The sequence below is a fragment of the Candidatus Palauibacter polyketidifaciens genome (assembly GCF_947581785.1).
GTDB lineage: Bacteria > Gemmatimonadota > Gemmatimonadetes > Palauibacterales > Palauibacteraceae > Palauibacter > Palauibacter polyketidifaciens.
On record NZ_CANPVO010000014.1, the window covers coordinates 64,074 to 89,285 of the forward strand.

The 25,212-nt window shown below is 68.2% G+C and carries 30 protein-coding genes, 1 tRNA gene, 1 other RNA gene and 1 riboswitch; of the genes, 26 read left to right on the forward strand and 6 right to left on the reverse strand.

Features of this window, described 5'->3' with window-relative positions:
* Window positions 1-23: 23 nt before the first annotated feature.
* The 8 genes from metK (at window position 24) to selB (ending at window position 8,809) form a co-directional block, all read left to right on the forward strand.
* Complete coding sequence (metK, locus tag RN729_RS03310) at window positions 24-1,166, forward strand: methionine adenosyltransferase (protein WP_310782258.1); 1,143 nt, start codon at window positions 24-26, stop codon at window positions 1,164-1,166.
* Window positions 1,167-1,199: 33 nt separating this feature from the next.
* Complete coding sequence (locus tag RN729_RS03315; RefSeq protein ID WP_310782259.1) at window positions 1,200-1,739, forward strand: bifunctional nuclease family protein; 540 nt, start codon at window positions 1,200-1,202, stop codon at window positions 1,737-1,739.
* Between the two features lie 97 nt (window positions 1,740-1,836).
* Window positions 1,837-1,918, forward strand: a riboswitch (cobalamin riboswitch).
* Window positions 1,919-2,049: 131 nt separating this feature from the next.
* Window positions 2,050-2,967 carry a helical backbone metal receptor gene (locus tag RN729_RS03320; RefSeq protein WP_310782260.1) on the forward strand — a complete coding sequence of 306 codons (918 nt, stop codon included), beginning with the start codon at window positions 2,050-2,052 and terminating at the stop codon, window positions 2,965-2,967.
* Window positions 2,964-3,953 (forward strand): iron ABC transporter permease, encoded by a 990-nt coding sequence (locus RN729_RS03325; RefSeq protein WP_310782261.1) that lies wholly within the window; start codon window positions 2,964-2,966, stop codon window positions 3,951-3,953. The genes RN729_RS03320 and RN729_RS03325 overlap by 4 nt, the downstream gene beginning before the upstream one ends.
* On the forward strand, window positions 3,946-4,809 hold the full coding sequence (locus tag RN729_RS03330) for an ABC transporter ATP-binding protein (protein WP_310782262.1): 864 nt from the start codon (window positions 3,946-3,948) through the stop codon (window positions 4,807-4,809). The genes RN729_RS03325 and RN729_RS03330 overlap by 8 nt, the downstream gene beginning before the upstream one ends.
* 173 nt (window positions 4,810-4,982) lie before the next feature.
* On the forward strand, window positions 4,983-6,122 hold the full coding sequence (locus tag RN729_RS03335) for a hypothetical protein (RefSeq protein ID WP_310782263.1): 1,140 nt from the start codon (window positions 4,983-4,985) through the stop codon (window positions 6,120-6,122).
* A gap of 24 nt (window positions 6,123-6,146) precedes the next feature.
* On the forward strand, window positions 6,147-6,878 hold the full coding sequence (recO, locus tag RN729_RS03340; protein ID WP_310782264.1) for a DNA repair protein RecO: 732 nt from the start codon (window positions 6,147-6,149) through the stop codon (window positions 6,876-6,878).
* A gap of 35 nt (window positions 6,879-6,913) precedes the next feature.
* A complete protein-coding gene (gene selB, locus RN729_RS03345; RefSeq protein WP_310782265.1) occupies window positions 6,914-8,809 on the forward strand; it encodes a selenocysteine-specific translation elongation factor in 1,896 nt (631 codons plus the stop codon).
* Here the strand turns inward: selB and RN729_RS03350 are convergent.
* Together RN729_RS03350 and RN729_RS03355 are read right to left on the reverse strand one after the other, a co-directional pair.
* Complete coding sequence (locus tag RN729_RS03350; protein ID WP_310782266.1) at window positions 8,797-9,150, reverse strand: hypothetical protein; 354 nt, start codon at window positions 9,148-9,150, stop codon at window positions 8,797-8,799. The genes selB and RN729_RS03350 overlap by 13 nt on opposite strands.
* A complete protein-coding gene (locus tag RN729_RS03355) occupies window positions 9,150-9,602 on the reverse strand; it encodes a PTS sugar transporter subunit IIA (RefSeq protein WP_310782267.1) in 453 nt (150 codons plus the stop codon). The genes RN729_RS03350 and RN729_RS03355 overlap by 1 nt, the downstream gene beginning before the upstream one ends.
* A gap of 190 nt (window positions 9,603-9,792) precedes the next feature.
* On the opposite strand from RN729_RS03355, the gene ssrA reads away from it, so the two are divergent.
* Window positions 9,793-10,160, forward strand: a transfer-messenger RNA (tmRNA) gene (gene ssrA, locus RN729_RS03360).
* Between the two features lie 88 nt (window positions 10,161-10,248).
* Window positions 10,249-10,716 (forward strand): GreA/GreB family elongation factor, encoded by a 468-nt coding sequence (locus RN729_RS03365; protein ID WP_310782268.1) that lies wholly within the window; start codon window positions 10,249-10,251, stop codon window positions 10,714-10,716.
* Window positions 10,717-10,745: 29 nt separating this feature from the next.
* Here the strand turns inward: RN729_RS03365 and RN729_RS03370 are convergent, their stop codons facing one another.
* Genes RN729_RS03370 through RN729_RS03380 form a run of 3 tightly spaced genes read right to left on the reverse strand, consistent with a single transcriptional unit; the run spans window position 10,746 to window position 13,338 of the window.
* The gene (locus tag RN729_RS03370) at window positions 10,746-11,726 is read right to left on the reverse strand and encodes an MlaD family protein (protein ID WP_310782269.1); all 981 of its coding nucleotides are present in this window, start codon (window positions 11,724-11,726) and stop codon (window positions 10,746-10,748) included.
* Between the two features lie 45 nt (window positions 11,727-11,771).
* Window positions 11,772-12,614 (reverse strand): ATP-binding cassette domain-containing protein, encoded by an 843-nt coding sequence (locus RN729_RS03375; RefSeq protein ID WP_310782270.1) that lies wholly within the window; start codon window positions 12,612-12,614, stop codon window positions 11,772-11,774.
* A 10-nt stretch (window positions 12,615-12,624) separates the two neighbouring features.
* Complete coding sequence (locus RN729_RS03380; RefSeq protein WP_310782271.1) at window positions 12,625-13,338, reverse strand: ABC transporter permease; 714 nt, start codon at window positions 13,336-13,338, stop codon at window positions 12,625-12,627.
* 326 nt (window positions 13,339-13,664) lie between these two features.
* Here RN729_RS03380 and RN729_RS03385 point away from each other — a divergent pair, with 326 nt between their 5' ends.
* The 3 genes from RN729_RS03385 to RN729_RS03395 all read left to right on the forward strand — a co-directional run bounded on the left by RN729_RS03385 (window position 13,665) and on the right by RN729_RS03395 (window position 14,697).
* Window positions 13,665-14,057, forward strand: a complete 393-nt coding sequence (locus RN729_RS03385; RefSeq protein WP_310782272.1) for a RidA family protein — start codon at window positions 13,665-13,667, stop codon at window positions 14,055-14,057.
* Window positions 14,058-14,092: 35 nt separating this feature from the next.
* Window positions 14,093-14,188: transfer RNA gene (locus tag RN729_RS03390), tRNA-Sec, on the forward strand.
* A 98-nt stretch (window positions 14,189-14,286) separates the two neighbouring features.
* A complete protein-coding gene (locus RN729_RS03395; RefSeq protein ID WP_310782273.1) occupies window positions 14,287-14,697 on the forward strand; it encodes a hypothetical protein in 411 nt (136 codons plus the stop codon).
* A gap of 44 nt (window positions 14,698-14,741) precedes the next feature.
* On the opposite strand, the gene RN729_RS03400 is transcribed toward RN729_RS03395, so the two are convergent.
* Window positions 14,742-15,479: a UDP-2,3-diacylglucosamine diphosphatase gene (locus tag RN729_RS03400; protein ID WP_310782274.1), complete on the reverse strand. Its 738-nt coding sequence runs from the start codon at window positions 15,477-15,479 to the stop codon at window positions 14,742-14,744.
* Between the two features lie 112 nt (window positions 15,480-15,591).
* On the opposite strand from RN729_RS03400, the gene RN729_RS03405 reads away from it, so the two are divergent.
* The 13 genes from RN729_RS03405 (at window position 15,592) to RN729_RS03465 (ending at window position 25,211) form a co-directional block, all read left to right on the forward strand.
* Entirely contained in the window at window positions 15,592-16,035 is a 444-nt protein-coding gene (locus RN729_RS03405) for a thioesterase family protein (protein WP_310782275.1), read from the forward strand.
* A 660-nt stretch (window positions 16,036-16,695) separates the two neighbouring features.
* A complete protein-coding gene (gene lptE, locus RN729_RS03410) occupies window positions 16,696-17,208 on the forward strand; it encodes an LPS assembly lipoprotein LptE (RefSeq protein ID WP_310782276.1) in 513 nt (170 codons plus the stop codon).
* Between the two features lie 162 nt (window positions 17,209-17,370).
* Complete coding sequence (locus tag RN729_RS03415; protein WP_310782277.1) at window positions 17,371-17,850, forward strand: Na+/H+ antiporter subunit E; 480 nt, start codon at window positions 17,371-17,373, stop codon at window positions 17,848-17,850.
* Window positions 17,847-18,128, forward strand: coding sequence for a monovalent cation/H+ antiporter complex subunit F (locus RN729_RS03420; protein ID WP_310782278.1), 282 nt, complete (start codon window positions 17,847-17,849; stop codon window positions 18,126-18,128). The genes RN729_RS03415 and RN729_RS03420 overlap by 4 nt, the downstream gene beginning before the upstream one ends.
* On the forward strand, window positions 18,125-18,448 hold the full coding sequence (gene mnhG / locus RN729_RS03425) for a monovalent cation/H(+) antiporter subunit G (protein ID WP_310782279.1): 324 nt from the start codon (window positions 18,125-18,127) through the stop codon (window positions 18,446-18,448). Before RN729_RS03420 ends, mnhG begins: the two co-directional genes overlap by 4 nt.
* 71 nt (window positions 18,449-18,519) lie before the next feature.
* Window positions 18,520-19,014 (forward strand): DUF4040 domain-containing protein, encoded by a 495-nt coding sequence (locus tag RN729_RS03430; RefSeq protein ID WP_343218889.1) that lies wholly within the window; start codon window positions 18,520-18,522, stop codon window positions 19,012-19,014.
* Window positions 19,011-19,433: a Na(+)/H(+) antiporter subunit B gene (locus tag RN729_RS03435; protein ID WP_310782280.1), complete on the forward strand. Its 423-nt coding sequence runs from the start codon at window positions 19,011-19,013 to the stop codon at window positions 19,431-19,433. Before RN729_RS03430 ends, RN729_RS03435 begins: the two co-directional genes overlap by 4 nt.
* Complete coding sequence (locus tag RN729_RS03440; RefSeq protein ID WP_310782281.1) at window positions 19,430-19,789, forward strand: cation:proton antiporter subunit C; 360 nt, start codon at window positions 19,430-19,432, stop codon at window positions 19,787-19,789. The genes RN729_RS03435 and RN729_RS03440 overlap by 4 nt, the downstream gene beginning before the upstream one ends.
* The gene (locus RN729_RS03445; RefSeq protein ID WP_310782282.1) at window positions 19,786-21,276 is read left to right on the forward strand and encodes a monovalent cation/H+ antiporter subunit D family protein; all 1,491 of its coding nucleotides are present in this window, start codon (window positions 19,786-19,788) and stop codon (window positions 21,274-21,276) included. The genes RN729_RS03440 and RN729_RS03445 overlap by 4 nt, the downstream gene beginning before the upstream one ends.
* Complete coding sequence (locus RN729_RS03450; protein WP_310782283.1) at window positions 21,273-22,739, forward strand: monovalent cation/H+ antiporter subunit D family protein; 1,467 nt, start codon at window positions 21,273-21,275, stop codon at window positions 22,737-22,739. The genes RN729_RS03445 and RN729_RS03450 overlap by 4 nt, the downstream gene beginning before the upstream one ends.
* Before the next feature lie 3 nt (window positions 22,740-22,742).
* On the forward strand, window positions 22,743-23,054 hold the full coding sequence (locus tag RN729_RS03455; RefSeq protein ID WP_310782284.1) for a hypothetical protein: 312 nt from the start codon (window positions 22,743-22,745) through the stop codon (window positions 23,052-23,054).
* Entirely contained in the window at window positions 23,044-24,771 is a 1,728-nt protein-coding gene (locus RN729_RS03460) for a Na(+)/H(+) antiporter subunit D (protein WP_310782285.1), read from the forward strand. Before RN729_RS03455 ends, RN729_RS03460 begins: the two co-directional genes overlap by 11 nt.
* Window positions 24,768-25,211, forward strand: a complete 444-nt coding sequence (locus RN729_RS03465) for a PaaI family thioesterase (RefSeq protein WP_310782286.1) — start codon at window positions 24,768-24,770, stop codon at window positions 25,209-25,211. Before RN729_RS03460 ends, RN729_RS03465 begins: the two co-directional genes overlap by 4 nt.
* Window position 25,212 lies beyond the last annotated feature (1 nt).

Genomic DNA, 25,212 nt, shown 5'->3' on the forward strand with positions numbered 1-25,212 from the left:
CTCCAAGTGGGAGAATCAGCTTCGTGAAGGGGATACAACCGTTTTCCTCCGAATCCGTGACCGAGGGACACCCCGACAAGATCGCGGATCAGATCTCGGACGCGGTCCTGGACCGGATCCTCGCGGAGGACGACCGGGGCCGGGTCGCATGCGAGACGCTCGTGACGACCGGCCTCGTCCTCGTGACCGGCGAGATCACGACGTCCGCCCGGATGGACATCGCGGCCATCGCCCGGGAAGTGCTGCGTGACATCGGCTATACGCGCGCGGAGCACGGGATCCAGTGGGACACGTGCAGCGTACTCACCGCAATCGACGAGCAGTCGGCGAACATCGCCCAGGGCGTGGATGTCGGTGGCGCCGGAGATCAGGGGATGATGTTCGGATACGCGACCAATGAGACGCCGGAGCGGATGCCCCTGCCCATCATGCTGGCGCACGCGCTGGTGAAGCGCCTCGCCGACGTGCGGCGAGCTGGCGTAATCGGCTGGCTGCGGCCGGACGGGAAGGCCCAGGTGTCGGTCGAATACCGGGACGGAGAGCCGGCCCGCGTCACGGCGGTGGTCGTTTCGGCCCAGCACGACGGGGATATCGCACAGAACGACATCGAGGCGGCGATCCGGGAAGAGGTCATCGGGCCCGTTCTGCCGGACGAGCTCTACGACGAAGGCCGCGCACAGTGCCACATCAACCCCACGGGTCGTTTCGAGATCGGCGGACCGCAGGGCGATGCGGGCCTCACGGGGCGGAAGATCATCGTGGATACGTACGGCGGCCTGGGTCGGCACGGCGGCGGAGCCTTTTCGGGGAAGGATCCGTCGAAGGTCGACCGGTCCGCGGCCTACGCCGCGCGGTGGATTGCGAAGAACATCGTCGCGGCGGAACTCGCGCGGCGGGCGGAGGTCCAGCTCGCCTACGCCATCGGCGTCGACGAGCCGGTCAGCGTGATGGTCGACACCTTCGGCACCGGGCGCCGGCCGGACGACGAACTCGCTCGCCGGGTGACGGAGGTCTTCGATCTTCGGCCGCGGGCGATCATCGAGCGGCTCGGGCTCCGCAAGCCGATCTACCGCCGGACGGCCGCCTACGGGCATTTCGGCCGGGAGCCCGAAGGCGATGGGTTCACATGGGAGAGAACCGATCGGATCGATGCCCTGGCGGGATAGGCGTCAGCTCCCCGAAAGGAACCGGGGACCGGGATGACGGAGTCCGGGATGCGGGAGGTTGCCGTGGCCAGCCTCGGGCTCGACAAGACGACGGGCGCTCCCGTCGTCATCCTCAAGGAGAAGGACGGCGAGCGTTTCCTCCCGATCTGGATCGGACCCGGCGAGGCCTCGGCGATCGCGATGGAACTCGCCGGAGTCCAGTTCACGCGTCCCCTCACACACGATCTCTTCAACGCGGTGGTGCGCGGGTTGGACAGCGCCTTCGTCCGGGTCCTGATCACGAAGGTCGTTGACAACACCTACTACGCGTCGCTCGTCTTTCGGCGGGAGGACGAGTTCATCTCCATCGACGCCCGTCCCAGCGACAGCATCGCGCTGGCCCTTCGCGCCGGGGTCCCGATTCACGCGGCGGAGAGTCTCCTCGAAGCGAGCGCCTTCGAGATCGATGAGGCGGGGATGGAGGGGAAAGAGGCACCGCCCCCCGAGAGCGGGCCGTCCCGCGCCCCGGACGAGCCGCTGAGCGACTACCTCAAGGGGCTGGATCCCGAGGACTTCGGCCGCTTCGAGCCCTGAGGAGCGTGGAGAGCCGCCTAACGGGCCGCAGCGCGGTTTCTTGCGCGTCGCGGACGGCGGCGCCCATCTTGGCGGCGACGCGCGGACATGGAGGGGCAAACGGAAGTCGGTGAGAATCCGGCGCGGCCCCGCCACTGTGAGAGGCCCGACCGAGCGGACGGCCTCGAGCCAGGAGACGTGCTCCTCCATGCCCCGGCAGCCCGTTACTGCCAACGCATGCTCTTCGCGGGAAGAGCGGGGTCCTCCGTCGCGCCGGGTCCCGGCGCGCTCCCCCGTTCGGACTGGAAGCGGGGGATGGATGTTGGACAACATGGCCCGGTCGCTTGCCGTCCTCTCCGTGGCGCTCGCCGCGGCCTGTGGCGCGCCCGGTACCGCCGGCGGTGGCGACGTTCCGAGGCGGGACGTGGCCGCGCGGGCCGAACCGCGCCGCATCGTCTCCCTCATCCCGACCGCGACGGAGATCCTCTTCGACCTCGGGGCCGGCGACCGGCTCGTGGGCCGCACCCGCTGGGGCGTCCATCCGCCCGCGGCCCGTCGAATCCCCGACGTCGGCGACGGCATCCGCCCATCGCTGGAGGCCGTGCTCGCCCGGGATCCCGATCTCGTGATCCTCTACGATGGGGAAACGAACCGGGAAAGCCGGGAGCGGCTCCGCCGCCTCGGCGTGCCGACCCTGGCTCTTCGACACGACACCCTGGAGGATCTACGCCGCAATATCCTCCGCCTCGGCGAGCTCGTGGGTTGTGCCGAAGGGGGGAGCGCGCTGGCCGGCCGGATCGCGCGTGCGCTCGCGGCCGTATCCCGGGCGACGGAGGGTCGACCGCGCGTGCGCGTCTACTACGATGCCTGGGCCGATCCGCCGATGACGATCGGTGGCGGCAGTTTCGTCGACTCGCTGCTCACGATCGCCGGCGGGGCCAATGTGTTCGGCGATCTCGAGCCGGCTGCGCCGCGGGTGAGTCTCGAGGCCATCATCGACCGCAATCCGGAACGGATCCTCGTCTCCGTTGCCGCGGAAGCCCTGCACCGGCGTCCGAACGTCGCGACGCGCCACGGGTGGGAACGGATCCCCGCAGTCGCGGCCGGTCGAATCTCCACGCTGGATCGCGATGTCGTGAGTCGTCTCGGCCCGCGCGTGGCGGAGGCGGCGTGGTCCATCGCGGAGGCGCTGCACGGAGAACTGCCGGCGGCCGCTCCGGAGCCGATTGCGGTTTCCTGTTCCTCGTGACGCGGACCGGCCGTGGAGCGCTCCTGCTCATCCTGCTTCTTGCCATCGCGGCGGTCTCCGGCCTCCTGCTGGGGGCCGCGAACGTTGCGCCCGCGGATGTGTGGCGCGCGCTCGCGGGCCAGGAAACGGATCCGTCGGCGCGGACCATCGTGCTCTCGCTTCGCCTCCCCCGCGTCACGGCCGCGGCGCTGACGGGCATCGCGCTCACGATTTCGGGGACCCTGTTCCAGGCCTTGCTCCGAAATCCACTCGCGGAACCGTATCTCCTCGGCGTTTCCTCGGGTGCGGCGCTCGGCGCTGTCCTCGCGCTCACCGCACTCGGAGGCGTGCTGGGATATCTCGGCACGGTGGGCTTCGCCCTTGCCGGAGGCCTTGCCGCGATCGGCATCGTATTTCGCGTCGCGCTCGCCGTGGGTCGCCTCGACACGCACGTCCTGATCCTGGCCGGAGTCGTCGTCTCGGCATTCTTCGGGGCCGGCGTGCTGCTCCTTCTCTCGCTTGCCGAACCGGATGCCACGCGCGCCGCGGTGCTGTGGACGATGGGAAGTCTCGAGCGGGCGGGGTGGGAGTCCACGGTCGCCCTCGGCCTCGTGACCGCGGCGGGCGGGACCGTATCTTTCGCGCTCTCCCGCCACCTGAACGCTCTCGCTCTGGGAGAGGAAGCGGCGGCCTATCTCGGAGCGCGGGTGGAACTGGTCAGGCGGAGCGCCTACTTCATCGCCTCACTGCTCGCTGCCGTGGCGGTGAGTACCGCGGGCGTCATCGGCTTCGTGGGTCTCGTCATACCCCACGGCGCGCGCATGATCTGGGGCAGCGACCACCGACGCCTCCTGCCGCTCGGCGCCCTCGGCGGCGGCGCCGCGCTCGTCCTCGCCGATACCGTGGCCCGGGTCGCGCTCCGGCCGCTCGAACTTCCCGTGGGCGTCGTGACGGCGCTGCTTGGCGTGCCGCTCTTCCTCGTACTCCTGAGGAGGAGTTATGCCTGAGTCGGCCGGCGACCGGGGGGACGCGGCGGCCTATCAGCTCGAGGACGTCACATTCCGCTATCCGTCCGCCTCCACCCCGACCCTCAGGGGCCTGTCCCTCGAGTTCGGTGTGGCCGCGTTCACTGCGGTCATCGGGCCGAACGGTGCGGGGAAGAGCACGCTCGTGCGTCTGCTGGGAGGCATTCTCGAGCCATCCGAGGGGTCGGTGCACCTCGACGGCCGGCCGCTCGTCTCCTGGGATCGCTCGGTGCTCGCCCGGCGCACGGCCGTGGTGTCGCAGGATGCTCCCCCCGAGGCCCTTCGCGTGAGCCTCCGCGGTTACGTCGAACTGGGCCGGAACCCGTACGTGAGTCCGTGGGCGCCTCTCGCTCCGAGGGACGAGGAGGTCATCGGGAACGCGCTGGCGTGGGCCGGCCTCGAGCACCTCGCGCACCGACCGCTCGCCGAACTGTCGGGCGGAGAGCGCCAGCGCGCCAAGCTCGCCCGCGCCATCGTACAGGAACCCGGAATCCTGATCCTGGACGAACCCTCCGCCCACCTCGACTTCAGGCACGCACTGTGGATCTTCGATGCGCTCCGCGAGCGCGTGCGAGACGAAGCCCTCACCGTCATCTGCATCACGCACGACATGCAGCTGGCGAGCCGCTACGCCGATCGAATGATCCTGCTGGCGGAGGGAGAGGGAATGGCTGCCGGGCCGCCCGGTGAAGTGCTCCGCTCGCCGGCCCTGGCCTCGACCTACGGCTGCGAAGTCCGGGTCGAATCGCTGGGAGATCTCGGGCATTCCGTGCTTCCGGTTCGGGCCCGTCGGCGGGGGGTGGCGAGCGGCGCGTCGTCGCCGATAGAGGCTTCCTGAACGTTATTCTGGCGGAAGCGCGCGGGACCCGGGCAGGCGCCGAGGCGCCGGCTTGCCGTCCACGACCCGGGAACGGACCTTTGCCGGGATGCACCCGACCGATGGGGCGCTGCCGTCGCCGGGGCGGCGAACGGCCGCGTACCCGAATCGGTTGGGCACCACAGGAGCAGATCATGCGGAGACGTAGCTGGATACAGATCGGAGCACTGGCGGTCGTCCTCGCCGGGTGCGGCGGCTCGAACGGGACGGGACCGGATGAACCCGGCGTCGTCACGCCCGACCGGTCGGAGTTCGCCGTGCTCAACTCGATCTCCGGGACCCTGCAGCAGTTCAACAGGATCGATGACCGGATCGTCCCCTTTGGGCGTGACATCCAGCTGGGGGCGGGCTTCCGGGGCCAGACGGCGGACTTCATCCAGGATCTGTGGGTGACGGCGTGGGACGAGCCCGGGGGAAGCAAGGTCCTCTTCGGGTCCTTCTCGACGGACGAACAGACGATGGCCACCTTCCCGAACAACGCCATCGTGGACCCCGGGAAACCCACCGTGATCTTCGATGCCGGCGGTACGGTGGGCGCGCTCATCCCCGCCCGGGGGCTGGACGCGGTGTTCGTGGCCTTTCCGGGCACGCCGATGGCGCAAATCGCCGTCGAAGGAGTGGGCACCTTCGTGGAGAGGGCGATCCCGGCCGGGCAGTTCGTCGTCTCCGTCGATGCCAACCTCGACGACGAAGACGGCGGACGAGCGCCCCTCGGCCCTCCCCGCATTGCCCTCCACGAGTTCATCAGCGGCAGTTACTTTGACGAGCTGAGGCTCCCGGAAAGCACGGTCGGGGCCACCGAGGCCATCGTGCTGGAAGACAAGATGCTCCTGTTGGCCGGCGGAGGGGTCGATCCGATTACCTCCGCCCCGCTGGGGGACGGGAATCTCGTCGAAATCGACATGACGGCACGGAGCGTGCAGGACCTGAACTCCCTTGGCGGCAACGGAATCTCGATGGAAGCCGGGCGGAACGGGCTCGTCTACGTCGTGCGAACCAAGGGTGTCGATGCGACGGAGACGGACGTTCTGGCGTTCAGCTTTGCGATCCGGGCATGGATAAGCGGGCCGGAGAACCCGATCCAGCCGCGCGACCGCGACGGTTCGAACCTCAGCTGCCGGGTCGCATCCGCATTTCTGGACGGCCAGGTCCTCTGCGCCACCTACGTGGCTGCGGGCCAGGGACGTCTCGTTCTCCTCTCGGCCGAGGGCGAGTTCATCGACGAGGCGCCGATCGGGGCGGGAACGACCGATATCCTGCTTCGTCCCAGCTGACCGCGCCCGCGGTCGGGGGGCCGAGTGGGACTCGTAACGACCCGGGCCGTGGTCCTCCAGACGTACCGGTACAGCGAAACCAGCAAGATCCTGCGCCTGATGACTTGGGAGCTCGGTCCGTGTTCCGCGCTCGCCCGCGGTGCGCTGCGCCCCCGAAGCCGCTTCGGCGGCCTTCTGGAACCCTTCGTTGAAGGGGAGGCGACATTCTACAGCCGGGAGGGACGCGACCTGCATACGCTCTCCAACTTCGAACTCCTCCACGACCGGCGAGGACTCGACCGTTCGATCAAACTCTTCACGATCGCGTCCGTCCTCTGCGAACTCGTGATGCGCCTCGCCCCCGAACACGGTGACGCGGAGCTGTACCGCACGCTGACGGAAGGTCTCGACGGACTCCATGGCCGAGTCCGGGAGAGTGCGTCGGCCAGCGGGCTCGAGTACGTCTGGGGTGTGGTCAACGCCCTGGGCTTTCGACCGGAGATCGAACGTTGTGTCGGATGCCGGAATCCGATCGGAGCCACGCGTGCGCGCTTCGACTTCGAGGCGGGTGGACTACGCTGCGGCTCGTGCGGTCCGATCGGACCCGAACTCGATCCGGGAGAGCTCGACACCCTTCGGATCCTCGTTTCGGGGGGGGCGGCGGAGCGGAACCAGTCCAACGGCCGCCAGGGCCGCTGGCTGGCGGAGTTCATCCGGCACCACGTGGCGGAGGGCGCACAGCTGAAATCTCTGCCCTTCCTGAGCCGGCTGGACTGACCCGTGAACGACCGGTGAGCATGCCGAGCGAGGGCGTGAGCGATCGGCGCGGGATCGTGATCGGGACCGCCGGACACGTGGATCACGGCAAGACGGCCCTCGTGCGGGCGTTGACGGGAGTCGAGACGGACCGCTGGCTGGAGGAGCGGAAGCGGGGCCTCACCATAGACCTGGGCTTCGCGCGGCTCGACCTCGATCCCGACCTGGAGACGGGGATCGTCGACGTCCCGGGGCACGAGGACTTTCTCAAGAACATGCTTGCCGGGGCCACCGGCATCGATGTGCTCCTTCTCGTCGTGGCGGCGGACGAGGGTCCGATGCCGCAAACCCACGAGCACCTCGCGATTGCGCGCCTCCTGAACATCCGGCGCGGAGTCGTCGCGCTCACCAAGAGCGACCGGGTGGATGGCGACTGGCTCGACCTCGCACGCGAGACGACCCGGGAACTGCTGGACGAGGACTCCGACCGGGCCTCATGGGAGATCGTGCCCGTCTCCGCCCCGACGGGCGACGGAATCGAACCGCTGCGGGAAGCGCTGCGCAGGGCGATGGTGGGGATCCGCGCGCGCGGCGTGGACGACCGCCTACGGCTGCCGGTCGACCGGTCCTTCTCGATCCGGGGCACAGGTACCGTGGTGACCGGCATGGTGTGGAGCGGGTCCGTCGGCGTGGGGGACACCGTGAGCGTCTTCCCCGGAGGGCACTCGGCCCGCGTGCGTGCGCTCCAGGTGCACGAAGATCCTCGGCCCCGCGTCACCGCCGGCCGCCGGTGCGCCGTCGCGCTCGTCGGCGTCGCGCCGGCCTCCGTGGAGCGGGGCAGCGTGCTCTTCGATCCGTCCGAATGGAAGTCGAGCGCACGTCTCGGCGTCCGGGTGCGGGCACTCGGGAGCCGCGACCGGCCTCTGCTGCATGGGCAGCGTCTCAGGGTCTACCTTGGCACGCGCGAAGTCATGGCCCGGCTGCAAACGGCGGATCGCCGACCCGTCGCACCCGGGGCGACCGCCTGGGCCGTGCTTGCCCTCGAGGCGCCGCTCCTCGCCCGGACCCGCGATCGGGCCATCCTCCGCTTCTACTCGCCGGTGACGACGATCGGCGGCATCCGCGTCGCGGAACTGAACCCGCCCCCCGGCTGGCCGGCACGGACGGAATCCTGGGGGCCGATTCTCGATGGCGCCGCGGAGGAGGCGATCGCCGCCGCCGTGACCCTGAGGGGCCTGCGCGGGCTCCCCGTCGCCACGTCATCGATCCTCCTCGGGCGGCGCGGCTCCACACTCGAGACGGCCGCGGAGGAAGCCGGATGCGTGCGCATCGGCGGCCGCTGGTTCGCGGCCGATGCCGTGGCGGGCGCCATGCAGGCCGTGGAAGAGAGCGTGGCCCGTCTCCACGCCGCGGATCGGCGCGCCCCCGGCGTGTCGAAGGAGGCCGTGCGCTCCGCCATGGCGCCGGTCTGCGACCTCGAACTGGCGGAGACGGCCGTCCGCCGACTCCTCGACGATCGCCGGCTCGTCGAAAGCGGGCCGCGGCTCGCGCTTCCGGGCCACGCGCCCCGCCTCACCGAGCGGGAGGAAGAGGGGCGCGCGCAACTTGCCCGGACAATCGAAGCCGCCGGACTGCAGCCGCCGCTCGTCGCGGAACTGGGAAGGTCGCTGCGCCTCGACCGGGCCGTGCTCGACGACCTCCTGCGGTTGCTACAGGAATCCGGCCTGACGAAGGCGGTGACACCAGAACTGCACGTTGCCGCCGCGGCTCTCGAAACCATGGAAGCGCAAGTGAGAGATCTCCTCGCCGACGGCGCGCCGGCCCCTCCCGCGCGGTTCAAGGAAACGTTCGGGCTCTCCCGGAAGTACCTGATTCCGCTCCTCGAATACCTGGACCGGGAAGGAGTGACCCGACGAACGACCGAAGGAAGGACCCTCGTTCAGCCGACGTGATAGAGGAAACAGCCGCAATACTCGCACGATTCGACGCGAAGATTGCGGTCTGCTTCCGAGGCACGGGCAGTGGAAACCGCCACGAAGCAGCCGTAGCAGATGCCGTTGATGACCGGTGCGACGACTCTGGGCGCCTTGTCGGCGATGCGTCGGTAGCGCTCCCGGATCCCCCGGGTCAGCTTCGCCGCCAGTTCTTCGACCTTCTCGTCGAGCGACCGGATCGCGTCTTCGATCTTGACGTCAAAGACCTCCGCTTCGAGGTCCGTCGACCCGTCCGTGAGCTCCCGGCGCTGCATTCTCAGGTCCTGGATCTCGAGGAGCAGTTCGAGTTGCTGGTCCACTAGAGATCCTTTGCTTCGAGCAGTTCGATGAACTGTTCGGGGCTCGAGAGTTCCGCGAGCGACTCCGGCACGTCGGCCTCCTTGCCGAACTGCGCAATCTTGCCCAGCACCGGAAGGTACTGATTCGAGACTTCCAGCGGCGGCGCGACGATGAGAAAGACGTACCGAACGGGTTTCTCGTCGATCGCCTTGAAGTCGAGGCCGGAGAGCTTTCGGCCGAACGCGACCCTCAGTCGGGTCACGACGAGCGAACGGCAGTGGGGGATCGCGATGCCGCGGCCGATCCCGGTCGAACCGAGATTCTCCCGCCGCTTCAACATCTTGTAGAGGATTCCTTCGGACTTTCCGTCGAGGCCCAGGCACGACACAAGTTCCTTCAGGGCCTCGTCCTTCGTCTCGGCCGCCAGGTCGAGGTTGATGGCGGACGGGACGAACAATTCACGAAGCTGCACTTGGATCTATATCTCCTCCCCGCGAACGCGGGGCGCATATCGAATCAACGGGAACCGACTCTGCGGGACCCGACAAACCCCGAGTATACCCGCGCCGGTTTCCGGCTGTCAAAGAACCTCCGCGGCCGCTTCCGGAACTTGCGCTGCACGCCGGGATAAACCACCGTATTGGCAGCAGTCACGCGTATCGGGGGGCGACACGGCTTCGACGCGTGAACCGGAAGCTGCGGAAGCGTGCCGAGGTGCCCGGGGCCTCGTTAAACACCGGGAAACTTCAGGTGCCAACGACGGTTTGGCTCTGGCTGCGTAAATCTGCGTAGCCCGTCCCCGAGAGATCCCGGCCCGAGGATCTCCCGACGGACGTCGATGAATCGGGCTGGTCGCCCCGGCGCGCCGTGAGCCGCGGGTGACGAGAGCACGGCGAGAGCCGTACACGGCTGGTTTCGTAAGGGGTTGTTCGTGAACCCTCGCGGGACGAGACTTAATCGCGAACTACGCACGTAGATGCCGTGGCGGATGGGCTCGCGGACGCGGGTTCGATTCCCGCCGCCTCCACTCATGCAGGCTCCACCCGGGGCGCCTCCCTTTCCGGGAGCGCCTCGGCTTTTTTTGCGGCCGGCCCGTCGACGGGTCGAGGAGGTTCCGGATGATCGAAGAACTGCAGCGCAAGATCGGGGACGAAGCGGAGACGCTCCTCCACGAGCTGAACGTCATCCTTCCGAAAGAGATCGAGAAGGCGGTCGCCCAGGGCGACTTGCGAGAGAATTCCGAGTACACCGCCGCTCTCGAGCGGCAGGGTTTCGTGCGGGCGCGGCTCGACTACCTGGCGCGCCGAATGTCGCAGCTCGGGGAACTCGATATCGAGAACATCCCGACGGACCGAGTCGGCTTCGGTTCGAGAGTCGCCGTGCGCGACCTGGAGGACGACGAGATCGAGTCCTTCAACCTCACCATCGGCGACGACGTCGACATCGAGAACAACGACATCTCGATGGAATCGCCCATCGGCCGCGCACTCCTCGGAAGGAGAAAGGGCGAACTCGTGAGCGTGAGACTTCCCGCCGGCGCGCGGGAGTTCGAGGTCATCGATTTCGAGACGCTGCACGAACTCTAGCGGTTGGCGATCCTGGCGGCCGCCCTGCGCTAGAAAACCCGGATCGGCGGGATGAACTTGCCGGGGTTGGCCCGCACCTCGGCGAGGAAGGCGTTCAGGTCCACCACCACCTTGAGCAGCTCCTCGTACAGCGTCTCGTCGCTGACAAGCTGCCCGACCACCCCCTCGCCGCTCTCGATGAGATCCAGGATCGAGTTGGCGCGGGTCGCGGACGAAGCGATCGCCCGATACAGGGAGTCCGACGCCAGCAGACGCCCGAGCGTCCCTTCGCCGGCTGCCAGCGCTCCCGTCACGGTGTCGAGGCGAGCGGTGGAGGAAACGAGGCGGTCGTACAGCTGCGGATCCGTCCACAGGCGGGCCAGCGAGCCTTCCCCGTCCGCGATCGGCCCCAGCACGGCCGCGAGGTTGTCGTTGAGATCGACGAGGCCGTCGTACAGCGCCTCGTCGACAAGGAGGCGTCCCAGTGAACCCTCGCCGCTCGAGACGCGGGCCAGCGTTGCGGAAAGATCGTTCGAGAGCTGCGTGAGGCCGAGGACGGCATCGGCCGCTTGGCCGAGGAGTTCATCGTAGCTCAGCGCGGGCGCCGTCCCGATCGTGTCTCCCGGGACAAGGATTGCCGAATCCGGAGATCCCGGTTCGATGTCGATGAGACGGTCGCCGAGGAGTCCCTGCGTCCGCACGCGGGCTCGCGAGCCGCGACGGATCTGCTCCCGGACGTCCACGTTGACCCCGAGCCAGACCGCGACCGCCGCCTCCGAGTCGCCCCGCTCTTCCGGGGCGATGAACTCCACGCGCTCGACCTGACCGACGCCGCGCCCGGCCACCTGGACGGGAGCTCCCGGGCGGAGCCCCGAAGCCGATTCCATGAGCGCCACGAGCTGGTAGCGCTCGCCGAACACGTCCCCGATCCGACCCACGAAAAGCACGCACAGCGCGAGAAGGACGAGGGAGACGATGAGGACGAACCCCACGCGCATCTGGTCCCATGTGATCGGTTCCGACCGTCGCATCGTATCCTTTCCTGCCTCTGTCCGTTGCCGTGGAAGGCCCGTCCGTCAGCCTCGGAAGGCCCGAACATAGCGGTCTTCCGTGGCATGCATCTCCTCCGGCGTCCCGCTGAAGATAATCTCCCCGTCCTTCAGGAGCGCGGTCTCGGTCGCGATTCTCGATGCGGATCGCACATCGTGGGTCACCACGACGACGCACACGTGGAGTTCCCGCCGCAGCTTCAGAATCAGTTCGTCGATCCTCCGCGTCGTGATCGGATCGAGCCCGCTCGTCGGTTCGTCGAAGAGAAGGATCGGCGGCCGGTGAGCGATCGCCCGCGCGATGGCGACGCGCTTGCGCATGCCTCCCGACAGTGCGGACGGAAGTAGAGGAAGGACCACGGCCGGGTCGAGGTCCACGAAGGACAGCACCTCCTCGACCCGCTCCCGGATCTCGTCCTCCGGCAGCGTCGTATGCTCGTAGAGCGGGAAGGCCACGTTGTCGAACACGTTCAGCGAGTCGAAGAGCGCCGATCCCTGGAACACCATCCCCATCCGTTCCCGGAGGGCCAGAGCCTCCGGACGCGAAACCGCGCTGATGTCGCGTCCCTCGATGAGGACCTCGCCGCGGTCGGGAAGGAGGAGCCGGAGCATGAGGCGCAGGATCGTCGACTTTCCGACCCCCGACCCGCCGAGGATGCAGAGCGTCCCGCCCCGGGCGACGCCGAGCGAAACGCCGCGCAGCACCTCGTGATCCCCGAACGAAAGCCACACATCCCGGAGTTCGACGATTTCGGGCCCGCCGGACCCGCTCCCGTGGGTTTCCAGCTCGCGGCGAATCTCGTCGCGCAACTCCGCCTCGAAGGCCTCGCTTCCCGGCTGGGGCGCGCCGGTGGGCGTCCGGTCGCTCATGGTGGTTCGCTCACCATTGGAACATGGCGAGCAGGATCTGGGTGAGGAAGTAATCCGCCGCGAGGATCAGGATGGACGAGGTCACCACGGCGCGGGTCGTCGCTCGCCCGACGCCTTCCGTGCCGCCCTCGGCCCGAAGCCCGTGGAAGCAACTCGTGAGCGCGATGATCCCGCCGAAGGTGAAGGGTTTCACCAGCCCCTGAATCAGGTCGATGGGGATGACCCTGAGCACGAAGCCGCTCTGGGCGAGGGTGTCCCACACGGAGTTGATATACAGCTGGGCCGTGAAATCCAGCGTCAGGACCGCGATGAGAAGCCCGCCCATGATGGCGACGGCGTCGCCGATGATCGTGACCACCGGGAGCATCACGAGGGCGGCGAGAAAACGCGGCACGACGAGTTTCCGGATCGGGTCGACACCCATCGTGCGGAGGGCGTCCACCTGCTCCGTGACACGCATTGCGCCCAATGCTGCCGCCATGCCGGCGCCCGCGCGGCCCGTGACGATGAGCGCCGTGAGAACGGGACCGAGTTCGCGTATCGTGCTGGCCCCCACAAGGCGGCCGATGTAGACCGTTGCCCCGAACCGCTCCATTTCCACGGCAGACTGGAGGGCGAGCACCATCCCCGTGAAGAGGCCGGTCAGCATGACGATGAAGATCGACGCGACGCCGATCGTGTCCATCTGCTGAACGAGATCGCCGCGATAGAAGGGCTGACTCAAACAAGCCCTCCACACGCGTACGAGGAGCCGGCAATAGGCCTCGACCGCAAAGGCCATGCGGAGCACGGCATCGCGAGCGAGTCTTGCGGCGGAACGGCGAGCGGAGCCGTCGGGCACGATCTTTGGCGCTCTCCCGGGGATCGAAGTATGTTCGCCCGACCGCCAGAACGCGTTCGAACGCAACGACTCGCCTCCAGCGATGAGGCGTACGGGCGAGGTTACCGGCTCCCACCGACCCGATGCAAGGCAACGGCGACCCGCGGATATTCCGCGCCACGCCCGGTGGCAGCGGCCGATCGCCCGCCCCCCGAAAGGAGCCTCGAGCCATGCAGACCGGACCGGTCCACACCGACCATGCACCCGCCGCCGTCGGCCCCTACTCCCAGGGATATTGGGCCGGCGAGCTGTTTTATTCCGCAGGACAGGTGGGGTTGGTGCCGTCCACCGGTCAGCTGGTGGGCGCCGACGTCGTCTCCCAGGCGGAGCGGGTGATGACGAACCTGGCGGCCGTGCTGGACGAGGCGGGGCTCGCCTTCGGAGACGTCGTGAAGACGACGATCTTCCTTGCGGACATGGGCGACTTCGGTGTCGTGAACGAGGTCTACGCCCGCCACTTCGAGCCTCCCTACCCCGCGCGCTCGACCGTCGCCGTGGGCGCGCTGCCCCTGGGGGCCCGCGTCGAGATCGAGGTGATCGGCCGGGCCCGGCCGGCCACCTGATCGGTCGGACCGGAATGACGACGACACGGATGACCGGGAGCGGATGGTGACTGGTGTCGCCTGCGGTCTTCAAAACCGTTACGGGGCGTTCACGCGTCCCGGGTGGGTTCGATTCCCACACGTTCCCGCCACCTTCGCGCTCGCGGCCCTGCTCCTGCTCGGCCACGCGCTGGACCCGTCGTCGCTGCGGGCGCAGGATCCGCCGCCTCCCCCGGCGGTCGCCGATTCGGTGCCCGCGGCAGCGACCCCCGCCGCCAACACGACGGGCCGCCCCCCCCCCATCTCCCCGCTCGGGGCCTTCGGCCGCTCGCTCATCCTCCCGGGCTGGGGACAACTGGAGGTCGGACGCCCGTCGCGCGGCGCCTTCTACTTCGCCGCGGAGTCCGTCTTCCTGTTCATGGTCTTCAAGTCCGACGCGCGGCTCTCCGCGGCGAAGGAGGAACTGCCGCTGAACGAAGAGCGGATCTCGAACCGTTCGGGGCAGCGGGAAAACTGGATCGTCCTCGCCGGGTTCATCGCCTTTCTGAGCGGTCTCGACGCGTGGGTGTCCACCCAGTTCTGGGACTTCGAGCCCTCTATCGGCCCGCCCGCCGATGGATCCGTCGGGATCGCCGTCGGTTTCAAGGTCGATTTCCCCTAGCAGCCCGTGGCACTCGAACCGGGCAGGGGTCCTGTGACGGGCCGCTAGCCGGGCCGCCGGTAGGACTCCAGGCGGATCTCGTCCGGCGTCACGACGGCGAAGCTGTTGTGATGGAGCCAATCCCCGGAGTTGAGGTAAAACCTCCCCGGGGCGACTTCCGCGACTTCCGGCCGGTGCGAGTGTCCGAACACGACCAGGTCGACATCCTCGTGAGCGGCCAGCACCTCGATGGCGTGCCGCGCAAGGAGCGAAGCACGGGGCGATTCCTTCCCGGCCCCTCCAGCCTGGGTCCGCCGCGTCCCGCTGGCAAGCCGGGCGAGTGGGAGCCCGAGGTCGGGGTGAACCCACCGGAAGAGTCCGCGTCCCACCGAACTCCGGGCGGCCCGGCGCAGAATCCGGTAGCCCCAGTCCGCGGGGCCGAGTCCATCCCCGTGCGCGATGTACGCACGCCGCCCTCCGATGCGTCGCCGCGCCGGCTCGGCGAGGATCTCGATGCCGACCTCATCGCGGAGGAAACTCCCCCCCCAGGCGTCGTGGTTCCCGCCCATGAACAGGATCCGCATGCCGCCTTCCACGAGCCTCCGCAGGCGGGCGAGCACGTCGAGCTGACCCCGCGGGATCACCTGACCGTATTCGAACCAGAAGTCGAACAGGTCGCCGTTGATGAGAAGCTCGTCGCCCCAGCGGTCCGCCTCCTCGAGAAAGGCGAGAAACGCGCGCGCGTTCTCCTCGGCCACGGCGCCGAGGTGGATGTCGGACACGACGACGGTGCGTTCGCACATGGGCCGAAGCTCGGCGCGCCGGGCGCGGCGCGTCAAACTCGTGGGCGGGCCGCGGAGAACCCATCAGCCGAAAAGTTCGACACCCGGCGCGTCGGGGGAGCATATTGGGGGCATGAAAGACGCAAACGGAGTCGGAACGACGGAAGTGCGCGTGCGGTATGCCGAGACCGATCAAATGGGTCGTGCGCACCACCGCCACTACCTCGTTTGGTGCGAACTCGGGCGCACGGCGCTAATGCGCGAGCGCGGCGTGTCGTACGCGGAACTCGAGCGCGGAGGCCTCTGGCTCCCGGTTTCCCGGGTCGAAGTCGAATACCGGGTCCCGGTCGAATACGACGAACTCATCCGCATTCACACGGGCGTCGAACGCGTCCGAAGCCGTGAAGTCGTTTTCTCCTACCGGATCGCGCGCGCGTCGGACGACGCGACGCTCGCCCGTGCCCGCACCGCCCTCGTGTGTACCGATGCGCGGGGCCGTCCCCACCGGTTCCCGGCGGCCGTGAGGCGGCAACTGGAGATGCTGCCGACCGTCGTCGCTCCGCATTCCGCCGCGTGATCCGTGCTTCGGCGCCGCGCGCCCTCGGGCCCCTCCTCCTCCTGACGCTCACCGCCTGCGCTGGGGGGTTCGAGCGCGGAACCCCGCTGCCCGATGCGGAAGAGGTTGCCCGGCGGGCGCGAGCAAGCTCGGGTACGGAGCAGCCGATGCACGTCATCTTCAGGTGGGAATACGCCGGCGAGAGCGGGAGCTTCCGCGGCGATGGCGCCGCCCGGGTGAACCCTCCCGACCGCTTCCGCCTCGACCTCTTCTCGACGGGGGAGGGGAGTCTCCAGGCGACGCTCGTCGACGGCGTCCTCGCCACCTCCGGCGACCTCGAGGGCGTCGAACTGCCCCCGACCGTCTTCCTCTATGCCATGGCGGGCGTGTTTCGGCCGGGCGAGATGCCCCCCGCCCGGGGGTCCGAGGTCCGCGGCCTCCGCGTGCTCGAGTTCGCGGTCGAGGGAGGCGCGACGCGAAGCTATTATCTTGAAGGCGGGCGGCTCACCCGGCTCGATGAGCGGCGGGCGGGCCGTCGCGAGCGATGGATCGAACTCGAGTGGGGGAGCGATCCCCGCTGGCCCCGGGAAGCCCGGTACCGGGACAACGTGGACTCGAGCGGGGTACGTTGGGAGTTACTGAGCGCGACGGCTCAATCACAGCCATACGATGAGGAAAACTATGTCTTGCCGATTCCGCTCCGGAGCGATGGTCGCGATCGCGATGCTCACGGTGCTGGCGGGGTGCTACAGCTTCTCCGGCGGCGGCGGGCTGCCCAGCCACATGCGCACCGTCTGGGTCGCTCCGATCGAAAACGAGAGCACCCAGTTCGGCATCGCGGAGTCCCTGATGGACGAACTCCTCACGGCGGCGCGCCAGCGGCTGGGGCTGCGGCTTTCGTCCGAGGAGGAAGCGGACGCGGTCATCACGGCGCAGATCCGGCGCTACAACGATGAGGCGGTCAACTTCGACGCCGTCGGCGGTGTCGGCGCGGACGTCTTCCAGCGCCGCGTGACCGTCAGCGTCTCCGTGGAGATCCTGGATGTGGCCGAGAACCTCATCATCTGGGGAAATCAGAGTCTGACGGGCACGGGGGAGTACGAACCCGGAAACGAAACCGAAGACCAGGCCCTGATCGTCGCCCTCGAGAATCTCGTCCAGCAGATCGTCGACGGGGCGCAATCGCAGTGGTAGACTGACCGGCGTCGACCGCCGGGGCCGATCGCGCGGGAAGCTCTCGCGCCCACGCGATGCGTTCGCCATTCTGTGGTCGATTCGTTCACACGGGCCGACAACCTTAACTCAACGTCCGGGCGCCAACATGCCGCAAGCCGCTCGACCCGCCACGCGGAACCTGTGACGTACGCCGCCGGTCTCGTCGCCATCCTGGCGGGCGTCTGGCTCCTCCTGTCGGGGTACTTCGACAAGCCGCTGCTACTGGGCCTCGGCGCCGTGTCGGTCGCGCTCGTCGTCTTCATCTCGCTCCGCATGCGGATCGTCGACGACGAGGGTCTGCCGGTCCAGCTGCCGGCGGGGCTCGTCCGCTACCTGCCCTGGCTCGTCATCGAGATCGTGAAAGCGAACGTCGATGTGGCCCTGCGCATCATCAGGCCGGATCTGCCGATCCGTCCGCGCGTGATCCGCGTGCGGGCGGGACAGCGAACGGACGTCGGCCGGGTCATATACGCGAACTCCATCACGCTCACTCCCGGCACCGTGACGATCGACACGGAGGGCGACCACATCACGATCCACGCCCTGACGGAGGAGGCGGCTGCAGGCGTCCTCTCCGGGGAGATGGACCGGCGGGTCACACGGGTCGAGGGACACGGATGATCCTCGCCGCCGCGGTCGCCGCGATCATCGTCACGATGGGACTCGCCCTCGTGCGGGCGGGGAAGGGACCGACGGTCTTCGACCGGATTCTCGCGCTGAACATGTTCGGCACGAAGACCGTCCTCCTGATCGCCGCGATCGGGTTCGTGACGGGCCGGCCGCACTTCCTCGATGTCGGACTCCTGTACGCCCTCATCAACTTCATCGGCGTCATCGCGGTGCTGAGATTCTCGAAGTACGGGAACTTCGCGGACCCGGACCGCGAGAGGACGTCATGATCCTCGAGATCGTGAGTTCGGTACTCGTGATCGCCGGCGCGGTCTTCGCGGTCATCGGCGGGATCGGCATCGTCCGCCTGCCCGATTTCTTCTCTCGCATCCACGGCGCGGGGATCACGGACACGCTGGGTGCGGGGCTGATTCTGACCGGGCTGATGTTCCTCTCTCCCGACTGGACCGTGACGATGAAGCTCGTCGCGATCCTCGTCCTGCTCGGGATCACGAGCCCGACGGCCACCCACGCGCTCGCCAACGCGGCGCTCGAGACCGGGCTCCGGCCGGACGTCGATGAGACGGAGGAGGCGACATCGAGTTCATAGCCCTCGAGGTCCAGATCGTCACGGCGCTCCTCCTCACGCTTCTGTGTGCGACGGCGGTTGCGGTCGTGCGCATGCGCGGCCTGTTCGCCGCCGTGATGCTGATGGGGATCTTCAGCTTCCTCGGTGCCTCGTGGATGCTCCTGCTCGATGCTCCCGATGTCGCCTTCACGGAGGCCTCGGTCGGGGCCGGGATCTCGACCATCCTCGCGCTCGCGACGCTCGCACTGACGACGCGCAAGGCGAAGGTGCCCGTTCGACGACCCGCGCTCCCGCTGCTCATCGTCGCGGTCACCGGAGCGGCGCTCGTCTACGGGACGCTGGACATGCCCCATTTCGGCGATCCGGAGGCTCCGGCCAGCAACTACCCGCACCCGTCCTACGTCGAGCGCACGGAGGACGACATCCACGTGCCGAACGTCGTCACGGCGGTACTCGCGAGCTACCGGGGCTACGACACGCTCGGCGAGACCGTCGTGATCTTCACCGCCGGGATCGCCGTGCTGGCTCTCCTGCGGGGGAGCCGCAAACGCCAGCCCGCGGGCGGGGGAGGGGAGGACGCGCGATGACGGACCACACGATCCTGCGCGTCGTCAGCAAGCTCCTGCTGCCGTACGTCCTCCTCTTCGCCCTCTACGTGCAGTTCCACGGCGACTACGGTCCGGGCGGCGGATTCCAGGCGGGCGTGATCTTCGCGGCCGGCTTCGTGCTCTACGGCCTCATCTTCGGGCTCACCGCGGTGCGCCGCGTCGCCCCGGCCCGCATGGTCGAACTCGTCATCGCGACCGGCGTGCTCGTCTACGCGGGCACCGGGGTCGTGGCGATGCTCCTGGGCCGGAATTTCCTCGACTACGACGCCCTGAACCCCGCGCACCCCTCGACGGGGCAGCACTACGGGATCCTCGTCGTCGAACTGGGCGTCGGGATGACCGTCGCCGCGGTGATGATCGCGATCTATTCGACCTTCGCCGGGCGGGGGCGCGCATGACCGAAACCGTCCTCGGCCTCTACAACTACTGGGTCGTCATCTTCCTGATGATGATGGGGTTCTACATCGTCATTTCACGCGGCAACCTCATCAAGAAGGTCATCGGACTCAACATCTTCCAGAGCTCCGTCTTCCTCTTCTACATCACGGTCGGAAAGGTGAGCGGGGGCACGGCGCCGATCGTCGCCGAGGGATTCGAGGTCTACAGCAACCCGCTCCCGAGCGTCCTCATCCTGACCGCGATCGTCGTGGGCGTCGCGACGACCTCGGTCGCCCTTTCGCTCGTCGTGCGCATCCGCGAGGCGTACGAGACGATCGAGGAGGATGAAATCTACGCGCAGGACGAGGCTCGATGAGCCAGGCGCTCCAGGCGCAGTTGCCGGTCCTGCAGGTCCTCATCCCGCTTCTCGCGGCGCCGCTCTGCATCATCCTGCGGCGGCGGTCCCTGGTTCTCCCGTTCGCGACGGGCGTGTGCTGGCTCACCTTCCTCGTCTCCGTCTTCCTCCTGGGCGACGTGCTCGAGGCGGGCGTCATCAGCTACGAAATGGGAGGCTGGGCGGCCCCGTGGGGGATCGAGTACAGAGTCGACGCACTCGCCGCCTTCGTCCTCCTCTTCGTGTCCGGGATCGCCGCCCTCGTTCTGACCTACGCGCCGCGCAGCCTCACCGACGAGATTCCGGCCAGCCGGCACTATCTCTTCTGCACCCTCTACCTACTCTGCGTCACGGGGCTGCTCGGCATCGCGATCACCGGGGACCTGTTCAACGTCTTCGTCTTCCTCGAGGTCTCGGCGCTCTCGTCCTACGCTCTCATCGCGCTCGGGGGTCGCCGGCAGGCGTTGCCCGCGGCGTTCCAGTACCTCGTGATGGGCACGATCGGGGCCACGTTCATCCTCATCGGCATCGGCCTCATGTACCAGATGACGGGGACGCTGAACATGGCGGACATGGCGGAGCGGCTTCCCGCCGTGGAGGGCGTGCGGACCGCGCTCGTCGCCTTCGGCTTCCTCACCGTCGGGATCGCGCTCAAGATGGCGCTCTTCCCGCTCCACGTCTGGCTCCCCAACGCCTACTCGTACGCGCCATCGGTGGTAAGCGCCTTCATCGCGGCCACGGCCACGAAAGTCTCCGTCTACATCCTGCTGCGCTTCATGTTCAGCGTGTTCGGCCTCGAGTTCTCGTTCGAGCAGCTCGGACTCGGACGCGCGCTCATGCCGCTGGCCCTGGCCGGAATCTTCGTCGCCTCCACGGTGGCGATCTTCCAGCGCAACGTGAAACGCATGCTCGCCTACTCCTCGGTTGCGCAGATCGGCTACATGGTGCTCGGCATCAGCTTCGCGACCGCGACGGGGCTCACGGGCGGCATCGTCCACCTGTTCAACCACGCGCTCATCAAGGGTGGGCTCTTCATGGCGATGGGGTGCGTGATGCTGCAGCTGCACTCCGTCGACCTCGATGAAATGGCCGGGATCGGACGCGCGATGCCGTGGACGATGGCCGCATGGGCCCTCGGCGGTCTCGGCCTCATCGGGGTACCGGCGACGGCCGGTTTCATCAGCAAGTGGTACCTCATCCAGGCCGCGCTGGAACAGAACAGCCTCGTCGTCGCCGTCCTCCTGCTCCTCAGTTCGCTCCTCGCGCTCGTCTACGTGTGGCGCGTGGTCGAGATGGCCTTCTTCCATGAACCGAGCGCGCGGGCCCGCGAGGCGCGCGAGGCGCCGCTCGCCATGCTCGTTCCCACCTGGGTGTTGCTCGGGGCGACGGTGTTCTTCGGCATCTACACCCGGTACTCGGCGGGCGTGGCGGAGCAGGCGGCCGAAGCCGTGCTGCGGGGGCTCCCGTGAGCGGACTCGTGCCGCTGCACCTGGCGCTGGTCATCCCCCTCGCCGGTGCGGTGCTCATTGCCCTGTTCGGCCGGTGGCCCAACGTGCGGGAAGCCGTGACGCTCGCCACCGGCGTCGCCCTTTTCTGGTTCGTGACGTCGCTGCTGCCGCACGTCCTCGCCGGCGCCACCCCTGGGGTCCTGCTGGTTCGGCTCCTCCCCGGAGGCCTCTCCCTCGTGCTCCGGCTGGAGCCCCTCGGCATGCTCTTCGCCCTCGTGGCTTCCGGGCTCTGGATCGTTACTTCGCTGTATTCGATCGGCTACATGCGGGGACACGGAGAGGCGCACCAGACGCGGTTCTACGTCTGCTTCGCGGTCTCCATCTGCGCCGCCATGGGCGTGGCGCTCGCGGGCAACCTGCTCACGCTGTTCCTCTTCTACGAGGTGCTGACGCTCTCGACCTACCCGCTCGTCTCGCACCACGGGACGCGGAAGGCGATGAAGGGCGCCCGCACGTATCTGGGGATCCTCGTCACCACGTCCGTCGCGTTCCTCCTCCTGGCGGTGGCGTGGACCTGGGTCCTTGCTGGCACGCTCGACTTCCGCGTCGGGGGGATCCTGGCCGGCCGGGCGGAGGAAGGCATCCTCCTCATCCTCCTCGCGCTCTTCGTCTTCGGGACGGGGAAGGCCGCCCTCATGCCGGTCCACCGCTGGCTTCCCGCCGCCATGGTGGCGCCGACGCCGGTGAGCGCGCTCCTCCACGCGGTCGCGGTCGTGAAGGCCGGCGTGTTCACGATCATGAAGGTCGTCATCTACATCTTCGGCCTCGATCTGCTGACCGCGACGGGGATCAGCGTCTGGCTCATGTACGCCGCGGGCTTCACCGTCATCGCGGGTTCGCTCGTCGCCATGGCGCAGGACAACCTGAAACGGCGCCTCGCCTACTCCACGGTGAGCCAGCTCTCCTACATCGTCCTCGGAGCGGCGCTCGCGAACACCTGGGGCGTCGTCGGCGGCAGCATGCACATCGCGATGCACGCGTTCGGCAAGATCACGCTCTTCTTCTGCGCCGGCGCGATCTACGTCGCGGCGCACAAGACGGAGGTCAGCGACATGCGCGGGCTGGGCCGCGCGATGCCGATCACGATGGCGGCGTTTCTCATCGGCGCCCTAAGCGTCATCGGCGTCCCGCCCCTCGGCGGGAGCTGGAGCAAGTGGTATCTGGCGCTTGGCGCGCTCGACGCCGGGCAGATTCTATTCGTCGCCGTCCTCATGGTCAGCTCGCTGCTGAACATCGCGTACCTCGTGCCGATCCCCATCCGGGCGTTCTTCTCGAAACCCGCCGACGGATCGGAGCCGCCGCGCTTCAGGGAGGCGCCGGCATTCTGCGTCGCGGCGCTCTCCTTCACGGCGCTCGGCTGCATCGTCCTCTTCTTCCTCGCGGACGATGTGTATCGCCTGCTCATCCCCCTGGGCGGAGGGTAAGACATGGCCTCTGGCAAGCGCGATATGAGCGGGGAGGTGAAGGACCGGGGCAGGCACTACTTCGACGACCCGAAGCGCTGGAAGCGCCTCATCGCGATCCTGATCGTGGCGTGCGCCGTCGTCTTCGCGCTCGACATCGCGAACCCGATCCTCTACAGACTGACAGGCTTCGAGTTGCGCCACCCGGAGCGCAGCTGGGAGGGTTTCCCCGAGTTCTACGCCGTTTACGGGTTCCTCGCCTACACGGCGATCGTCTACACCGCGAAGCTGCTCCGGAAGGGCGTGATGCGGGACGAGGACTACTATGATCGGTAGCCTTCCTCCCGCGGCGGTGATGATCCTCGGGGCGCTCTTCGTGCCCCTGCTCCGGGGTCGTGCGCGTACGGGCTGGGTCCTTCTCCTGCCCGTCGCGAGCCTCGCCGCACTTCTCTCGCTGGGGGAAGGGGAGTTCGGGCAGGTCTCGATCTTCTCCTACGAGCTGACCCTCGTCCGCATCGACGGGCTGAGCCGGATCTTCGGGTGGCTCTTCCACATCGCCGCCTTCATCGGACTCATCTTCGCCCGGCGCGGAGGAAGCGCGCTCGAGGACACTTCGGCGCTGGTCTATGCGGGTGCCGCGATAGGAGCCGTCCAGGCCGGCGACCTGATCACGCTCTTCGTCTTCTGGGAACTCCTGGCGCTGAGTTCCGTCTTCCTCGTGTGGGCGCGCCGCACGGAACGTTCGTACCGGGCGGGCATCCGCTACCTCATCGTCCAGGTCGGATCGGGCGTCATCCTGCTCGCCGGTATCATCGCCCACGCGCGCGCCACGGGGTCGGTCGCCTTCGACCACATGGGGACGGAGACGCTGGGCGGGAAGCTGATCCTGCTCGGAATCGGGATCAAGGCGGCCTTCCCGCTGCTCCACAACTGGCTCACGGACGCCTACCCGGAGGCCACCTACAGCGGGGCCGTCTTCCTCAGCGCCTTCACGACGAAGGTCGCCGTCTACACCCTGGCGCGGGGATACCAGGGCGAGGATCTGCTGATCTGGGTCGGCGTGGTGATGACGATGTTCCCGATCTTCTACGCCGTGATCGAGAACGATCTGCGCCGGGTCCTCGGCTACAGCATGATCAATCAGATCGGCTTCATGGTGTGCGGCGTCGGGATCGGCACCGAGATGGCCATGAACGGGGCCGTCGCGCACGCCTTCAACGACGTGCTTTTCAAGGGACTCCTCTTCATGTCGACCGGCGCGCTGCTCTATCGCACCGGTACGACGAAGTGCAGCGAGCTGGGCGGACTCTACAAGAGCATGCCGAAGACGGCGGGCCTGTGCATCGTCGGCGCCGCCTCCATCTCCGCCTTCCCGCTCTTCAGCGGGTTCGTGAGCAAGTCGATGGTGATGGCGGCCGCGCTGGAACAGAACCTCGACGTCGTGTGGCTCTTCCTCCTCTTCGCCTCCGCCGGCGTGCTCCATCACGCGGGAATCAAGATCCCGTTCTACGGTTTCTTCGGCCCCGATTCCGGGATCCGCACGAAGGAGGCGCCCACAACCATGCTCATCGCGATGGGGATGGCCGCCTTCCTGTGCGTATTCAACGGGGCGTTCCCGACCCTGTTCCTGTATCCGAACCTGCCGTACGAGGTGACGTACGTGCCGTTCACCTCCGCGCACGTGATCAGCCAGCTGCAGCTCCTCTTCTTCGCCGTGCTCGCGTTCGTGTGGCTCAGGCTGTCGGACCGGGAGCCGCACGAGTTGCCCTCGACGAATCTGGATGCGGACTGGTTCTATCGCCGCTTCGGCAGGAGCCTGGCGCTTGCGGCCGGGGGCGTCGCGTCGCGGCTGCGGGATGCCGTCGCGGCGCGCTCCGTGGCCGCGGCCGGCAGCGCGATCGGATCGGCGCGGCGCTACATGGGCCCGACCGGCGTGTGGGGGCGCACCTGGCCCACCGGCACCAACGTCATCTGGGTCGCCATCCTGCTCCTGGTGTTCCTGCTCCTCTACTACGCGAGTACGCCGGTCGCGAGCGTTCCGCCGCTGCCATGACGACGTCCGGCGCGGCGGGGACCGGCGGGGTTCGGGATTCGAGCGCCTGGGCCCTGATCGAGTCCATCCTCGCCGGCCAGGAGGCGATCGTCGCGCTCGGCGTCACCCTCGAGGAGCTGGGCGAGGACACCGCGGTCCTCAGGATGCCCAAACAACTCGAGCTGACGCGGGGCGACGGCACCAGGTATCACGGCGGTCCGGTCGCGTCGCTGATCGACATCGCGGGGGACATGGTCGTCGCGGTGCGAGCCGGAGGCGGCGTCCCGACGATCTCGCTGCGGGTCGACTACCTCCGCCCCTGCACAGGCCCGTACCTGCTGGCCACGGCCCGCCTCCGGCGTTACGGCCGTACGATCTCGGTTTCCGACGTCGACGTGCACGACGACCAGGGGCGCCTCTGCGCGGTGGGACGCGGGACCTACTCGTCGCTCGTGGGCTGAA

Bases quoted from the DNA above. Each gene is read 5' to 3' on its own strand.
- RN729_RS03315 (WP_310782259.1), top strand. From the start codon at position 1,200: ATGACGGAGTCCGGGATGCGGGAGGTTGCCGTGGCCAGCCTCGGGCTC.
- RN729_RS03320 (WP_310782260.1), top strand. From the start codon at position 2,050: ATGGCCCGGTCGCTTGCCGTCCTCTCCGTGGCGCTCGCCGCGGCCTGT.
- RN729_RS03330 (WP_310782262.1), top strand. From the start codon at position 3,946: ATGCCTGAGTCGGCCGGCGACCGGGGGGACGCGGCGGCCTATCAGCTC.
- RN729_RS03335 (WP_310782263.1), top strand. From the start codon at position 4,983: ATGCGGAGACGTAGCTGGATACAGATCGGAGCACTGGCGGTCGTCCTC.
- RN729_RS03365 (WP_310782268.1), top strand. From the start codon at position 10,249: ATGATCGAAGAACTGCAGCGCAAGATCGGGGACGAAGCGGAGACGCTC.
- RN729_RS03370 (WP_310782269.1), bottom strand. From the start codon at position 11,726: ATGCGACGGTCGGAACCGATCACATGGGACCAGATGCGCGTGGGGTTC.
- RN729_RS03375 (WP_310782270.1), bottom strand. From the start codon at position 12,614: ATGAGCGACCGGACGCCCACCGGCGCGCCCCAGCCGGGAAGCGAGGCC.
- RN729_RS03385 (WP_310782272.1), top strand. From the start codon at position 13,665: ATGCAGACCGGACCGGTCCACACCGACCATGCACCCGCCGCCGTCGGC.
- RN729_RS03400 (WP_310782274.1), bottom strand. From the start codon at position 15,479: ATGTGCGAACGCACCGTCGTCGTGTCCGACATCCACCTCGGCGCCGTG.
- RN729_RS03405 (WP_310782275.1), top strand. From the start codon at position 15,592: ATGAAAGACGCAAACGGAGTCGGAACGACGGAAGTGCGCGTGCGGTAT.
- lptE (WP_310782276.1), top strand. From the start codon at position 16,696: ATGTCTTGCCGATTCCGCTCCGGAGCGATGGTCGCGATCGCGATGCTC.
- RN729_RS03420 (WP_310782278.1), top strand. From the start codon at position 17,847: ATGATCCTCGCCGCCGCGGTCGCCGCGATCATCGTCACGATGGGACTC.
- mnhG (WP_310782279.1), top strand. From the start codon at position 18,125: ATGATCCTCGAGATCGTGAGTTCGGTACTCGTGATCGCCGGCGCGGTC.
- RN729_RS03430 (WP_343218889.1), top strand. From the start codon at position 18,520: ATGCGCGGCCTGTTCGCCGCCGTGATGCTGATGGGGATCTTCAGCTTC.
- RN729_RS03435 (WP_310782280.1), top strand. From the start codon at position 19,011: ATGACGGACCACACGATCCTGCGCGTCGTCAGCAAGCTCCTGCTGCCG.
- RN729_RS03440 (WP_310782281.1), top strand. From the start codon at position 19,430: ATGACCGAAACCGTCCTCGGCCTCTACAACTACTGGGTCGTCATCTTC.
- RN729_RS03445 (WP_310782282.1), top strand. From the start codon at position 19,786: ATGAGCCAGGCGCTCCAGGCGCAGTTGCCGGTCCTGCAGGTCCTCATC.
- RN729_RS03455 (WP_310782284.1), top strand. From the start codon at position 22,743: ATGGCCTCTGGCAAGCGCGATATGAGCGGGGAGGTGAAGGACCGGGGC.
- RN729_RS03460 (WP_310782285.1), top strand. From the start codon at position 23,044: ATGATCGGTAGCCTTCCTCCCGCGGCGGTGATGATCCTCGGGGCGCTC.
- RN729_RS03465 (WP_310782286.1), top strand. From the start codon at position 24,768: ATGACGACGTCCGGCGCGGCGGGGACCGGCGGGGTTCGGGATTCGAGC.